Annotated in this window: 13 protein-coding genes; 12 read left to right on the forward strand and 1 reads right to left on the reverse strand. The window is 58.8% G+C overall.

The annotated features are described in order from the left end of the window. Positions 1 to 40 precede the first annotated feature (40 nt). The 9 genes from ACF8K2_RS20910 to glmS all read left to right on the forward strand — a co-directional run bounded on the left by ACF8K2_RS20910 (position 41) and on the right by glmS (position 9,706). On the forward strand, positions 41 to 511 hold the full coding sequence (locus ACF8K2_RS20910; protein ID WP_186553115.1) for a F0F1 ATP synthase subunit B: 471 nt from the start codon (positions 41 to 43) through the stop codon (positions 509 to 511). A 12-nt stretch (positions 512 to 523) separates the two neighbouring features. After that, positions 524 to 1,060 (forward strand): F0F1 ATP synthase subunit delta, encoded by a 537-nt coding sequence (locus ACF8K2_RS20915; protein WP_186553114.1) that lies wholly within the window; start codon positions 524 to 526, stop codon positions 1,058 to 1,060. Between the two features lie 21 nt (positions 1,061 to 1,081). Beyond that, a complete protein-coding gene (gene atpA / locus ACF8K2_RS20920) occupies positions 1,082 to 2,626 on the forward strand; it encodes a F0F1 ATP synthase subunit alpha (RefSeq protein WP_186553113.1) in 1,545 nt (514 codons plus the stop codon). A gap of 48 nt (positions 2,627 to 2,674) precedes the next feature. Continuing rightward, on the forward strand, positions 2,675 to 3,535 hold the full coding sequence (atpG, locus tag ACF8K2_RS20925) for a F0F1 ATP synthase subunit gamma (protein WP_016489911.1): 861 nt from the start codon (positions 2,675 to 2,677) through the stop codon (positions 3,533 to 3,535). Between the two features lie 27 nt (positions 3,536 to 3,562). Continuing rightward, positions 3,563 to 4,939, forward strand: a complete 1,377-nt coding sequence (atpD, locus tag ACF8K2_RS20930) for a F0F1 ATP synthase subunit beta (protein ID WP_016502294.1) — start codon at positions 3,563 to 3,565, stop codon at positions 4,937 to 4,939. 43 nt (positions 4,940 to 4,982) lie between these two features. Then, positions 4,983 to 5,402: a F0F1 ATP synthase subunit epsilon gene (locus tag ACF8K2_RS20935; RefSeq protein ID WP_186553112.1), complete on the forward strand. Its 420-nt coding sequence runs from the start codon at positions 4,983 to 4,985 to the stop codon at positions 5,400 to 5,402. A gap of 124 nt (positions 5,403 to 5,526) precedes the next feature. Next, positions 5,527 to 6,894, forward strand: a complete 1,368-nt coding sequence (glmU, locus tag ACF8K2_RS20940) for a bifunctional UDP-N-acetylglucosamine diphosphorylase/glucosamine-1-phosphate N-acetyltransferase GlmU (protein WP_186553111.1) — start codon at positions 5,527 to 5,529, stop codon at positions 6,892 to 6,894. 197 nt (positions 6,895 to 7,091) lie between these two features. After that, positions 7,092 to 7,868, forward strand: coding sequence for a DeoR/GlpR family DNA-binding transcription regulator (locus ACF8K2_RS20945; protein ID WP_186553110.1), 777 nt, complete (start codon positions 7,092 to 7,094; stop codon positions 7,866 to 7,868). Between the two features lie 2 nt (positions 7,869 to 7,870). Further along, complete coding sequence (gene glmS, locus ACF8K2_RS20950) at positions 7,871 to 9,706, forward strand: glutamine--fructose-6-phosphate transaminase (isomerizing) (protein ID WP_186553109.1); 1,836 nt, start codon at positions 7,871 to 7,873, stop codon at positions 9,704 to 9,706. Positions 9,707 to 9,980: 274 nt separating this feature from the next. On the opposite strand, the gene ACF8K2_RS20955 is transcribed toward glmS, so the two are convergent. Next, a complete protein-coding gene (locus tag ACF8K2_RS20955; RefSeq protein ID WP_186553094.1) occupies positions 9,981 to 10,439 on the reverse strand; it encodes an HIT family protein in 459 nt (152 codons plus the stop codon). A 413-nt stretch (positions 10,440 to 10,852) separates the two neighbouring features. Here ACF8K2_RS20955 and hcnA point away from each other — a divergent pair, with 413 nt between their 5' ends. The 3 genes from hcnA to hcnC are packed head-to-tail and all read left to right on the forward strand — an operon-like array spanning position 10,853 to position 13,790. Further along, entirely contained in the window at positions 10,853 to 11,158 is a 306-nt protein-coding gene (gene hcnA, locus ACF8K2_RS20960; RefSeq protein WP_186553093.1) for a cyanide-forming glycine dehydrogenase subunit HcnA, read from the forward strand. After that, entirely contained in the window at positions 11,155 to 12,549 is a 1,395-nt protein-coding gene (hcnB, locus tag ACF8K2_RS20965; RefSeq protein WP_392467398.1) for a cyanide-forming glycine dehydrogenase subunit HcnB, read from the forward strand. The genes hcnA and hcnB overlap by 4 nt, the downstream gene beginning before the upstream one ends. A 2-nt stretch (positions 12,550 to 12,551) precedes the next feature. Continuing rightward, entirely contained in the window at positions 12,552 to 13,790 is a 1,239-nt protein-coding gene (gene hcnC, locus ACF8K2_RS20970) for a cyanide-forming glycine dehydrogenase subunit HcnC (RefSeq protein ID WP_392467399.1), read from the forward strand. The last annotated feature ends 46 nt before the right edge of the window (positions 13,791 to 13,836 follow it).

The raw sequence follows: 13,836 nt of genomic DNA on the forward strand, positions 1-13,836 counted from the left end.
TTGATTGCTGTGATGAACAAAGACCGAGCGAGGTGTTGGCGTGAACATTAATGCAACCCTGATTGGCCAATCCGTTGCTTTCCTGATTTTTGTCGTCTTCTGCATGAAGTACGTATGGCCTCCGGTCATCACTGCCCTGCAAGAGCGTCAAAAGAAGATTGCTGATGGCTTGGACGCTGCCAACCGCGCAGCTCGCGACCTGGAGCTGGCCCAAGAGAAAGCGGGTCAGCAACTGCGTGAAGCTAAAGCACAGGCAGCCGAAATCATTGAGCAAGCCAAGAAACGCGCTGCTCAGCTTGTCGAGGAAGCCCGTGATCAGGCCCGCGTCGAAGCTGACCGTGTGAAGGCTCAGGCTCAGGCCGAGATCGAACAGGAACTGAACAGCGTCAAAGACGCCCTGCGTGCCCAACTGGGTGCCCTGGCTGTTGGCGGAGCTGAAAAGATCCTTGGCGCCACAATCGATCAAAACGCGCATGCGGAGCTGGTTAACAAACTGGCCGCTGAAATTTAAGCGAGGGCGATCATGGCAGAACTGACCACGTTGGCCCGACCTTACGCTAAGGCTGCCTTTGAGCACGCCCAGGCCCATCAGCAACTGGCCAATTGGTCAGCCATGCTCGGCCTGGCTGCTGCTGTGTCGCAAGACGACACCATGCAGCGCCTGCTCAAGGCCCCGCGACTGACGAGCGCACAAAAGGCCGCCACTTTCATTGAAGTGTGCGGTGACAAGTTCGATGCACAGGCACAGAATTTCATTCATGTTGCTGCGGAAAATGGCCGTCTCCTGCTCCTGCCGGAGATTGCCGACCTGTTCGAGCTGTACAAGGCCGAACTGGAAAAATCCGTGGACGTGGAAGTCACCAGTGCTTTTGCGTTGAACCAAGAACAGCAAGACAAACTCGCCAAGGTTCTCAGTGCACGGCTCGGCCAGGAAGTTCGCCTGCACGCGTCGGAGGATGCCAGCCTGATCGGCGGCGTCCTCATCCGCGCAGGCGACCTGGTAATCGATGGCTCGGTTCGCGGCAAGATCGCGAAACTGGCCGAAGCATTGAAATCTTGAGTTTGAAGGGGCAGCAGAGCAATGCAGCAACTCAATCCTTCCGAAATTAGTGAAATCATCAAGGGCCGCATCGATAACCTCGATGTAGCCTCTCAAGCCCGCAACGAAGGTACCGTCGTCAGCGTTTCTGACGGTATCGTGCGGATTCACGGTCTGGCCGACGTTATGTACGGCGAAATGATCGAGTTTCCGGGTGGCGTGTACGGCATGGCCCTGAACCTGGAGCAAGACTCCGTAGGTGCAGTGATCCTGGGTGCCTATGACACCCTCGCCGAAGGCATGAGCGCCAAGTGCACCGGCCGCATCCTGGAAGTTCCAGTTGGTAAGGAACTGCTGGGTCGCGTCGTTGACGCACTGGGCAACCCAATCGACGGCAAAGGCCCGCTGGGCAACACCGAGACCGACGCGGTCGAGAAAGTTGCTCCAGGCGTGATCTGGCGTAAGTCGGTAGACCAGCCTGTACAGACTGGCTACAAATCCGTCGACGCCATGATCCCTGTCGGCCGTGGCCAGCGTGAGCTGATCATCGGTGACCGTCAGATCGGCAAGACCGCCATGGCCATCGACGCCATCATCAACCAGAAAGACTCCGGTATTTTCTGCGTTTATGTTGCTGTCGGCCAGAAGCGTTCCACCGTTGCCAACATCGTTCGCAAGCTGGAAGAAAACGACGCACTGAAAAACACCATCGTGGTGGTTGCCAGCGCCTCGGAATCCGCCGCACTGCAATTCCTGGCGCCATACGCCGGTTGCACCATGGGCGAGTTCTTCCGTGACCGCGGTGAAGACGCACTGATCGTTTACGATGACCTGTCCAAGCAGGCTGTTGCCTACCGTCAGATCTCCCTGCTGCTGCGCCGTCCACCAGGACGTGAAGCGTACCCAGGCGACGTGTTCTATCTCCACTCCCGTCTGCTGGAGCGTGCATCGCGCGTTTCCGAAGAGTACGTCGAGAAGTTCACCAACGGTGCTGTGACTGGCAAAACCGGTTCCCTGACCGCGCTGCCGATCATCGAAACCCAGGCTGGCGACGTTTCCGCGTTCGTTCCGACCAACGTGATCTCGATCACCGACGGTCAGATCTTCCTGGAATCGGCCATGTTCAACTCGGGCATCCGCCCAGCAGTGAACGCCGGTGTTTCGGTATCCCGCGTAGGTGGTGCCGCTCAGACCAAGATCATCAAGAAGCTGTCCGGTGGTATCCGTACCGCTCTGGCTCAGTACCGTGAGCTGGCTGCATTCGCCCAGTTCGCTTCCGATCTGGACGAAGCGACCCGCAAGCAGCTGGAGCATGGTCAGCGCGTTACCGAGCTGATGAAGCAGAAGCAGTACGCGCCGATGTCCATCGCGGACATGGCCCTGTCGCTGTATGCCGCTGAGCGTGGCTTCCTGACTGACGTAGAAGTCTCCAAGATCGGCAGCTTCGAGCAAGCACTGATCGCCTTCTTCAACCGTGATCACGCTGAACTGATGGCGAAGATCAACGTGAAGGGTGACTTCAACGACGAAATCGACGCAGGCCTGAAAGCCGGCATCGAGAAGTTCAAGGCCACCCAGACCTGGTAAGCCGCAGCGGGGGCCCAGGCCCCCGCTTGCTAACCTGATAGGTGATACATGGCAGGCGCAAAAGAGATTCGCAGTAAGATTGCGAGCATCAAAAGCACGCAAAAAATTACCAGCGCCATGGAGAAAGTGGCGGTAAGCAAGATGCGCAAGGCACAAATGCGCATGGCTGCTAGCCGTCCTTACGCGGAGCGTATCCGCCAGGTGATCGGTCATCTGGCCAACGCCAACCCGGAATACCGCCACCCATTCATGATCGAGCGCCCTGTAAAGCGCACCGGTTATATCGTGGTGAGCAGTGACCGTGGTCTGTGCGGTGGCTTGAACACCAACCTGTTCAAGGCCCTGGTCAAGGACATGAACGCAAACCGCGAACAGGGCGTGGAAATCGACCTGTGCGTGATCGGCAGCAAGGGTGCAACTTTCTTCCGCATCTTTGGCGGCAACGTCGTAGCAGCGATCAGCCACTTGGGCGAAGAGCCATCGATCAACGATCTGATCGGCTCTGTCAAAGTGATGCTGGACGCCTACCTGGATGGCCGTATCGATCGCCTTTCGGTGGTTTCGAACAAGTTCATCAACACCATGACCCAAAAACCGACGGTCGAGCAATTGGTACCGTTGGTGGCAACCCCGGATCAGGATCTCAAGCATCACTGGGATTACCTGTACGAACCCGACGCAAAAGAGCTGCTGGACGGCTTGATGGTGCGTTACGTGGAGTCGCAGGTATACCAGGCGGTGGTCGAGAACAACGCTGCTGAACAAGCGGCCCGGATGATCGCCATGAAGAACGCCACAGACAACGCCGGTGATTTGATCAAAGAGCTTCAGTTGATCTACAACAAGGCGCGTCAGGCTGCGATCACCCAGGAGATCTCGGAAATCGTCGGCGGCGCTGCCGCGGTTTAACGGTTCAAAAATTCAGAGGATCCAGCTATGAGTAGCGGACGTATCGTTCAAATCATCGGCGCCGTCATCGACGTGGAATTCCCACGTGACGTCGTGCCGAGTGTATACAACGCGCTGAAAGTACAAGGCGCGGAAACCACCCTGGAAGTCCAGCAGCAGCTGGGCGACGGCGTGGTTCGTACCATTGCGATGGGCTCCACCGAAGGCCTGAAGCGCGGTCTGGAAGTCGTTGACTCCGGCGCTGCCATTTCCGTTCCTGTTGGTAAGGCCACCCTGGGCCGTATCATGGACGTACTGGGCAACCCAATCGACGAAGCCGGCCCGATCGGCGAGGAAGAGCGTCGCGGTATCCACCAGCCAGCGCCTTCGTTCGCTGACCAGGCAGGCGGCAACGACCTGCTGGAAACCGGCATCAAGGTTATCGACCTGGTTTGCCCGTTCGCCAAGGGTGGTAAGGTTGGTCTGTTCGGTGGTGCCGGTGTCGGCAAGACCGTAAACATGATGGAACTGATCCGTAACATCGCCATGGAACACAGCGGTTACTCCGTGTTCGCTGGTGTGGGTGAGCGTACTCGTGAGGGTAACGACTTCTACCACGAGATGAAGGACTCCAACGTTCTCGACAAAGTAGCCTTGGTCTACGGTCAGATGAACGAGCCACCAGGAAACCGTCTGCGCGTAGCGCTGACCGGCCTGACCATGGCTGAGAAGTTCCGTGACGAAGGTAACGACGTTCTGCTGTTCGTCGACAACATCTATCGTTACACCCTGGCCGGTACCGAAGTATCTGCACTGCTGGGCCGTATGCCTTCGGCAGTAGGTTACCAGCCGACCCTGGCTGAAGAGATGGGCGTTCTGCAAGAGCGCATCACCTCCACCAAGGAAGGTTCGATCACCTCCGTCCAGGCCGTATACGTACCTGCGGACGACTTGACCGACCCGTCGCCAGCGACCACCTTCGCCCACTTGGACGCCACCGTCGTTCTGTCCCGTGACATCGCCTCCCTGGGTATCTACCCAGCAGTCGATCCACTGGACTCGACTTCGCGTCAGCTGGACCCGAACGTGATCGGCAACGAGCACTACGACACCGCTCGTGGCGTTCAGTATGTTCTGCAGCGCTACAAAGAGCTGAAGGACATCATCGCGATCCTGGGTATGGACGAACTGTCCGAGACCGACAAGCAACTGGTAGCCCGCGCTCGTAAGATCCAGCGCTTCCTGTCGCAGCCGTTCTTCGTGGCCGAAGTCTTCACCGGTTCGCCAGGCAAGTACGTTTCCCTGAAAGACACCATCGCTGGCTTCAGCGGCATCCTCAAAGGTGACTACGACCACCTGCCAGAACAAGCGTTCTACATGGTCGGCAGCATCGACGAAGCGATCGAGAAAGCCAAGAAACTGTAATTCCTGCGCCCCGCAAGGGGCGCTATCAGGTTGAGGCAAGCAGATGGCTATGACAGTCCATTGCGATATCGTCAGCGCGGAAGGAGAGATTTTCTCCGGCCTGGTCGAGATGGTAGTTGCGCACGGTAACCTGGGTGATCTTGGTATCGCTCCAGGCCACGCGCCGCTGATCACCAATCTCAAGCCTGGTCCGATCACGCTGACCAAGCAGGGTGGCGCCCAAGAGGTGTTCTACATCTCTGGTGGTTTCCTCGAGGTTCAGCCGAACATGGTCAAGGTGCTTGCCGATACCGTGCAACGTGCTGCTGACCTGGACGAGGCTCAGGCTCAGGAAGCCCTCAAGGCTGCTGAGAACGCCCTGCACAGCAAAAGCGCTGATTTCGACTACGGCGCCGCTGCCGCACGTCTGGCCGAGGCCGCAGCTCAGCTGCGTACCGTCCAGCAAATGCGCAGAGGCAAGTAATCCGGCCCCGGCCAGATCACTGCTGTTGCGATTGAGTAAAAGGGTAGCCTCGGCTACCCTTTTTCTTTTTCCGAATTTCCCTCATCGGTCACATTGCTGACCGCCCAGGATTGGTAGCCAGTCAATGTCCCTCGATATCGTTATTCTCGCCGCCGGCCAAGGCACCCGCATGCGTTCGGCATTGCCCAAGGTGCTGCATCCGGTGGCTGGCAACTCCATGCTCGGTCACGTTATCCACAGCGCGCGCCAGCTGAAGCCTAGCGGTATCCATGTGGTCATTGGCCATGGTGCCGAGCTGGTGCGCGAGCGGCTAGCCGCAGATGACCTGAACTTCGTCCTGCAAGACAAGCAGCTGGGCACCGGCCACGCCGTCGCCCAGGCGATTCCAGCACTCACCGCCGACACCGTGCTGGTGCTGTACGGCGACGTGCCGCTGATTGAAGTAGAAACCCTGCAGCGCTTGCTGGCCAAGGCCAACCAGCAGCAGTTGGGCCTGCTCACCGTCAATCTTGAAGATCCGACCGGCTACGGCCGCATCGTGCGTGATGCCCAGGGCCAGGTTGCGGCAATCGTCGAGCACAAGGACGCCAGCGACGCGCAGAAAGCGATCAAGGAAGGCAACACAGGCATCCTCGCCATGCCGGCCGCGCGCCTGGCCGACTGGATGGGGCGGCTGTCCAACAACAACGCCCAGGGTGAGTACTACCTCACCGACGTGATCGCCATGGCCGTTGCCGATGGCCTGGTGGTCGCCACCGAACAGCCGCATGATCCGATGGAAGTGCAGGGCGCCAATGATCGCCGGCAGCTGTCTGAGCTTGAGCGTCATTACCAGCTGCGCGAGGGCCGTCGGTTGATGGCCCAGGGCGTAACCCTGCGCGATCCTGCGCGCTTCGATGTCCGTGGTGAGGTGACCGTTGGTCGCGATGTGCTGATCGACGTTAACGTGATCCTCGAAGGCAAGGTAGTGATCGAAGACGACGTACAGATCGGTCCGAACTGCGTCATCAAGGACAGCACCCTGCGCAAAGGCGCAGTAGTCAAAGCCAACAGCCACCTTGATGGTGCGGTGTTGGGCGAGGGCAGTGATGCTGGCCCGTTCGCGCGCCTGCGTCCGGGTAGCGTGCTGGATGCCAAGGCCCATGTGGGTAACTTCGTCGAGCTGAAGAATGCCCACTTGGGCGAGGGCGCCAAGGCCGGTCACCTGACTTACCTGGGTGACGCCGAGGTCGGCGCCCGCACCAACATCGGTGCCGGCACCATTACCTGCAACTATGATGGCGCCAACAAGTTCAAGACAGTGATGGGCGAGGATGTGTTCATCGGCTCGAACAACTCGCTGGTAGCCCCTGTTGAAATCAAGGACGGCGCTACTACGGCTGCGGGTTCTACCATCACCCAGACCGTTGAAGACAAGCAATTGGCCGTGGGCCGTGCTCGCCAACGCAACATTGAAGGCTGGAAACGTCCAGAGAAGATCAAGAAGAGCTGATTGCTTCACCGAGGGTTATCCACAGACCCCATCGCGGGGCAAGCCCGCTCCCACGTTGGACTCCACATCCGGAGCTAGGCGTGTGAGCGGGCTTGCCCCGCGATTTTTTTATCCACAGAGCTATTTAGGCATTGACGAAGCCTTCGTCTTAGGTTTTGATTGCAATCATTATCTTTCGAATCGAAACTTAACCTGTCATGTCGAAACGAAATACGCCCCAGCGCCGTCACAATATCCTGGCCTTGCTCACCGAGCAGGGTGAAGTGAGTGTGGATAACTTGGCCAAGCGTTTCGAAACTTCGGAAGTGACCATCCGCAAAGACCTCGCTGCGCTTGAAGCCAACGGCCTGCTATTGCGCCGTTATGGCGGCGCTGTCCCGGTGCCCCAGGAGTTGCTCGGCGAAGCCGTGCAGCCGGTGTCGCGCTACAAGCAAGCGATCGCCCGCGCCGCCGTTGCCCGGATTCGCGAACATGCGCGGATCATCATCGACAGTGGCAGCACCACCGCCGCCATGATCCCTGAACTGGGCCGCCAGCCGGGTCTGGTAGTAATGACCAACTCGTTGAACGTCGCCCGTGCCATCAGCGAGCTCGAACATGAGCCAGTACTGTTGATGACGGGCGGCACCTGGGATCCGCACTCCGAGTCGTTCCAGGGCCAGGTCGCCGAGCAGGTACTACGCTCATACGATTTCGACCAGCTGTTCATCGGTGCCGATGGCATCGACCTCGAACGTGGCACCACCACCTTCAATGAACTGCTCGGCCTGAGCCGGGTGATGGCGGAGGTGGCCCGCGAAGTGATCGTGATGGTCGAGTCAGACAAGGTCGGGCGCAAGATTCCCAACCTTGAGCTGCCCTGGAGCAGCATCAACACCCTGATTACAGATGACCGCCTGCCTGCAGCGGCACGCGAAGAATTCAAAGCCCGCGGCATTAACCTGATCTGCGCCGCGATCAGCCAGGAGCATTAATTATGTGTGGAATCGTCGGTGCCGTAGCCGAGCGCAACATCACTACTATCCTGATCGAAGGCCTCAAGCGCCTGGAATACCGTGGCTATGACAGCGCAGGGCTGGCCGTCTATACCCAAGACGGTACCCTTGAGCGTCGTCGCCGGATCGGCAAGGTCAGCGAATTGGAAGCCGCTGTTGCCGCCGAGCCGCTGGCGGGCCAACTGGGCATCGCCCACACCCGTTGGGCTACCCACGGTGCACCTACCGAGACCAATGCTCACCCGCATTTCTCCGGCCACGAAGTGGCAGTGGTGCACAACGGCATCATCGAAAACCACGAAGCCCTGCGTGAAGAGCTCAAAGCGCTGGGCTACCCGTTTGTTTCGCAAACCGACACCGAAGTGATCGTCCACCTGATTCACCACACCCTCAAGAGCACGCCAGATCTGGCCGACGCCCTCAAGGTAGCGGTCAAACGCCTGCACGGCGCCTATGGCTTGGCGCTGATCAGCGTCAAGCAGCCAGACCGCCTGGTTGCAGCGCGTAGCGGTAGCCCGCTGGTAATCGGCCTGGGCCATGGGGAAAACTTCCTCGCTTCCGACCAGTTGGCCCTGCGCCAGGTCACCGACCGCTTCATGTACCTCGAAGAGGGCGATATCGCCGAGATCCGCCGTGACCAGATCAACATCTGGGATCAGGCTGGCAACAAAGTCCAGCGCGAGGCAGTGCAGTACCACGAAGGTGCCGAGGCGGCGGACAAGGGCGCTTATCGCCACTTCATGCTCAAAGAGATCCACGAGCAGCCAACCGTCGTTCAGCGCACCCTGGAAGGTCGCCTGGGCAGTGATCACGTGTTGGTGCAAGCATTCGGCCCACAGGCAGCCGAGCTGTTTGGCAAAGTGCGTAACGTGCAGATCGTCGCCTGCGGCACCAGCTACCACGCCGGTATGGTCGCCCGTTACTGGCTCGAAGGCCTGGCTGGCATTCCGTGCCAGGTCGAAGTGGCCAGCGAGTTCCGCTATCGCAAGGTAGTGGTGCAGCCAGACACTCTGTTCGTCTCGATCTCCCAGTCGGGTGAAACCGCCGATACCTTGGCCGCCCTGCGCAATGCCAAGGAGCTGGGCTTCCTCGGCAGCCTGGCGATCTGCAACGTGGGCATCAGCTCGCTGGTTCGCGAATCCGATCTGACCCTGTTGACCCTGGCCGGCCCAGAAATCGGCGTGGCCTCGACCAAAGCCTTCACCACCCAGCTGGTCTCGCTGATGCTGCTAACCCTGGCATTGGGCCAGGTTCGCGGCACCCTGGAGGCAGGCGTCGAAGCTGAGTTGGTCGAAGAACTGCGTCGCTTGCCGACTCGCCTGGGTGAAGCCCTGGCCATGGACGGCACGGTCGAGAAGATCGCCGAGCTGTTTGCCGACAAGCACCACACCCTGTTCCTCGGCCGTGGCGCGCAGTACCCAGTGGCAATGGAAGGCGCGCTCAAGCTCAAGGAAATCTCCTACATCCACGCCGAAGCCTACCCGGCCGGCGAGCTCAAGCATGGCCCGCTGGCGCTGGTCGACAGCGACATGCCGGTGGTTACCGTGGCCCCGAACAACGAACTGCTGGAGAAGCTCAAGTCCAACCTGCAGGAAGTTCGTGCCCGCGGTGGCGAGCTGGTGGTGTTCGCTGACGAACAGTCGGGCATGAGCAATGGCGAAGGCACCCACGTGGTCAAGGTGCCGCACGTTAGCGATGCTCTGTCGCCGATTCTCTACACCATCCCGCTGCAACTGCTGTCGTACTACGTTGCGGTGCTCAAGGGCACCGACGTAGACCAGCCGCGTAACCTGGCTAAGTCGGTTACCGTGGAGTGATCTAGTGCACTGTGCAGTCTAGATTTGGCGGCCGTTGTGCCGCCCAGCGCGGGGCAAGCCTACTCCTACAAAAACGGCGCCTATCCAAAGAAAGCGTCACTCTGTGGGAGCGGGCTTGTCCCGCGATGGACTGCAACGCAGCCCTAATCCGGCATAGGTCAATCTTTTTCAACCGAAGCTGCCTTACCTTACCTCGTAACCAACTACGTGAAAGCCACCATGATCCACGTAAACCTTAGGGGGGATAGGGAAATCATGTTGGATTATAAATCGCTCAACTAAAAGATTTTATATGCGCAGCAAGTTCAGACAGGGCACTGTCATCAGCTCTGGCTGAATCATGCGAAGAAATATAACCTTCATACTTGTCAAAATACGTGTCTACGCATGAGCTGATTTTTCTAAATTTACTGTCCTCACCCGTCCCATGCATGGGGAATAACTTCGCGTGCAGGTGATCAACGCCATAGCCCTCCAAAATCATACCGGTTCTCGCCACGTTTGGCAGGGCGCGGTCAATCAACAGTGCGGTGTTCTTGGCTGCTAGCACCAGCTCGGAAATAACCAAGTCAGTTTGTTCAAAAGCGTAACTACTATGGTGTGACTTGGGTATAACGACCGTGAATCCTGGCGTATTGGGGTAGATTGATAAAAACGATAAATGTTTTTCGTCCTCCCAGATAATATGGGATGGAGAAATCCCTTCGGCAATTTGGCAAAAAATACAGTTCATTACTGAGGGCCTTTCGTTAGTTGTAATAATATTCAGTAATAGAATGTTAAGAAGTGCTTACCGCATCCCATAACTTGATCGGTGGATTGAGAAAATCCAGCGGGAAACTCATTGCAAGGCGTTACTTGGGAATGGTTTTCATTCCCTTGTTCGAGCATACGAGTCTTCTATTTTGCTGTCAACGAAGTAGTGCGGGAGCAGTTATAATTAAAGACTCGGTCGTTTAAGGGACGACAGGAGCTCTGTACCGTCAGGCTTCCATAGATATCTCTAACCTTCATGTGTAGGTGACTTTTTCCTTCACATATATAGGAAATATCTCACGGACTTAATACGGCATAGATCAATATTTCCTACCCGAAGTTGAATTACCTTGTGTCCCCTGTTGAACATGGACGACAAGGTAATACCCAATGGAAAGAATCCTCGATATCCAGCCCCTTCCGGCAGATCACCTGACCCTCCACCTCAACGGCGTTGCCGTTGCCGCCGCTCCGGGTGAAACCGTACTCAGTGTCTTGAACGCCGTTGGCCTGCGCCAAGTGGCGCGTAATGATCATGGCCACGTCAGTGGCGCTTTCTGTGGCATGGGCGTTTGCCATTGCTGCCTGGTCGCCATTGATGGCCGAGCCAAACGCCGCGCCTGTCAGACAGTGGTTCGCGCTGGCATGCACATCGAAACCCAGTTCAACCGCATCTCGCCGGAGGAGCACTCATGAGCCTGCGTCCGGTGATCGTTGGTGGTGGTTCGGCAGGCATGGCGGCAGCTATCGAGCTGGCTGAGCATGGCGTCGCCAGCCTGCTGTTCGACGAAGCTTCGCGCCCAGGCGGGGTGGTCTATCGCGGTCCGCTGCGGGCGGGCGTCGACCTCGGCTATCTGGGGGCACGCTATGCCAAGGCGTTGAATACGCTGCACGAAGATTTCGCCCTGTGTGCCGAGCATATCGACCTGCGTCTGAACAGCCGCGTGGTTGGAGGCAATGAGCAGTGCTTGATGGTGCTCGATGGTGACGAGCACCTGCATGAAATCGACTATGCCCAACTGCTGCTGGCGGCCGGTTGTCATGAACGTAACGTGCCTTTCCCTGGCTGGACTTTACCCGGCGTGATGCTGCTCGGCGGCCTGCAGCTGCAGATCAAGAGTGGGGTGGTCAAGCCGCTGGGCAGTACTTTGATCGCCGGTACTGGGCCACTGCTGCCACTGGTGGCCTGCCAGTTGCACGCTGCCGGAGCCAAAGTTGCGGGGGTTTACGAAGCGTGCGCGTTCAACCGCATAGCGCGCGAGAGCCTGGCGCTGTTGAACAAGCCTCAGCTATTTCTCGACGGCCTGAGCATGCTGGCCTACATGAAGCTCAATGGAATTCCCATGCACTATGGCTGGGGCGTGGTCGCTGCCCAAGGCGACGGCGAGCTGAATGAGGTGAGCGTCGCGCCTTACACCCAGGACTGGCAGCCGGATTTGACTCGCGTGCAGCGGGAACGGGTGCAAACGCTCGCCGTCGGCTACGGCTTCATTCCCCGTACTCAGATCAGCCAGCAACTGGGGCTGGCGCATGGTTTCAGCGACGACGGCTACCTGCGGCCTGAGGTTAATGTATGGCAGCAAAGCAGCCTGCCGCATATCCACTTGGCGGGTGACATGGCAGGTATACGCGGGGGTGAGGCGGCAATGCTGACCGGGCGTCTAGCCGCCGTATCGATATTGCAGCAGTTGGCGGTGCTCAGCGCCGAGCAGGCGATCGAGCGGCGTGAGCTGTACTTGGGCAGGCTGGCTTCGATCCAACGCTTTCGCTCCGGGGTCGAGCGCTTTACCGCACGCGGCGCAGCGCAAATTGAGTTGCCCCAGGCTGATACGGTGATATGTCGCTGCGAGCAGGTTACCCGCGACGCTATCGACCTGGCGCTCGAACAGGGCGTGCAAGACATGGCCAGTTTGAAGATGCGCACCCGGGTGAGCATGGGCGACTGCCAAGGGCGCATGTGCGTGGGCTATTGCACTGATCGCCTGCGGGCGGCTACCGGCCGGGCCGATGTCGGCTGGCTGCGACCCCGGTTTCCGGTAGACCCGGTGCCTTTCTCAGCCTTTCAGCACCTGGCCACGGAGGCCTGAGCATGACCAAGACATACGATATCGTGATTGCCGGCGGCGGCGTTATCGGCGCTTCGTGCGCCTATCAGCTGTCCAAGCGCGGCAACCTGCGCATTGCCTTGATCGATGACAAGCGCCCCGGCAATGCCACTCGCGCGTCGGCTGGAGGTTTGTGGGCCATTGGTGAATCGGTGGGGCTGGGCTGCGGGGTGATCTTCTTTCGCATGCTGTCTTCGCGGGCCAAGCGTGAAGCCCATGGGGCCGCGGTGGCCGTGGATTCGAGCACGCCGCATATCCTCCCGCAGTGCTTCTTCGACCTGGCGCTGCAGTCGAACGCGCTTTATCCACAGCTGCATCAGGAGCTGATCGAGCGCCATGGCATGGACTTCAAGTTCGAGCGTACCGGATTGAAGTACGTGATTCAGGATGAAGAGGACCAGCTCTACGCCGAACACATCGTCAAGCAGATCCCCCACCTGGCCGAGCAGGTACGTTGGCTTGATCGCAGGGCGTTGCGTGAAGCAGAGCCGGCAGTGACCTTGCAGGCAACCGGAGCGCTCGAGTTTCTCTGCGATCACCAGGTGAGCCCGTTCCGCCTGGGCGATGCCTATCTGGAGGCGGCTCGGCAGAATGGCGTCGACTTGTATCTGAATACCCGGGTTACGGGTGTCATGCATCAAGGGGCGCGGATCAAGGGTGTGCGCACCGAACAAGCGGGAGACTTCCACTGCCATACCCTGCTCAATGCGGCTGGTGCCTGGGCTGCCGAGCTGAGCGAGTGGGCGACTGGAACGGCTATTCCGGTCAAGCCGGTCAAGGGCCAGATCGTGCTCACCGAACGCCTGCCGAAACTGCTGGATGGCTGCATTACCACCAGCGATTGCTACATGGCGCAAAAGGACAACGGCGAGATCCTGATTGGCAGTACTACTGAAGAGAAGGGCTTTGATGTCAACAACACCTTCCCGGAAATCAGTGGACTGGTGCAGGGCGCGGTGCGCTGCGTGCCGGAGCTGGCGCAGGTGAACCTCAAGCGGACCTGGGCGGGGCTGCGGCCGGGGTCACCGGATGAGCTGCCGATCCTCGGGGCTGTGGATGAGGTGCAGGGATACTTCAATGCCTGTGGACATTTCCGTACCGGGATTCTGACATCGGCGATTACCGGGGTGATGTTGGACAAGGTTATCCACAACGAGACATCGCCGGTCGATATCACACCGTTTTTGGCGGCTCGTTTTCAGCAGCCTGTGTTGCCAGCGTGATAACGCGCGGGTAAATCGCAGCGGCGGTGGGCCGCTGCGATTGGGC

It is taken from the genome of Pseudomonas sp. xss_2 (genome assembly GCF_043104195.1).
Taxonomy (GTDB): domain Bacteria; phylum Pseudomonadota; class Gammaproteobacteria; order Pseudomonadales; family Pseudomonadaceae; genus Aquipseudomonas; species Aquipseudomonas urmiensis.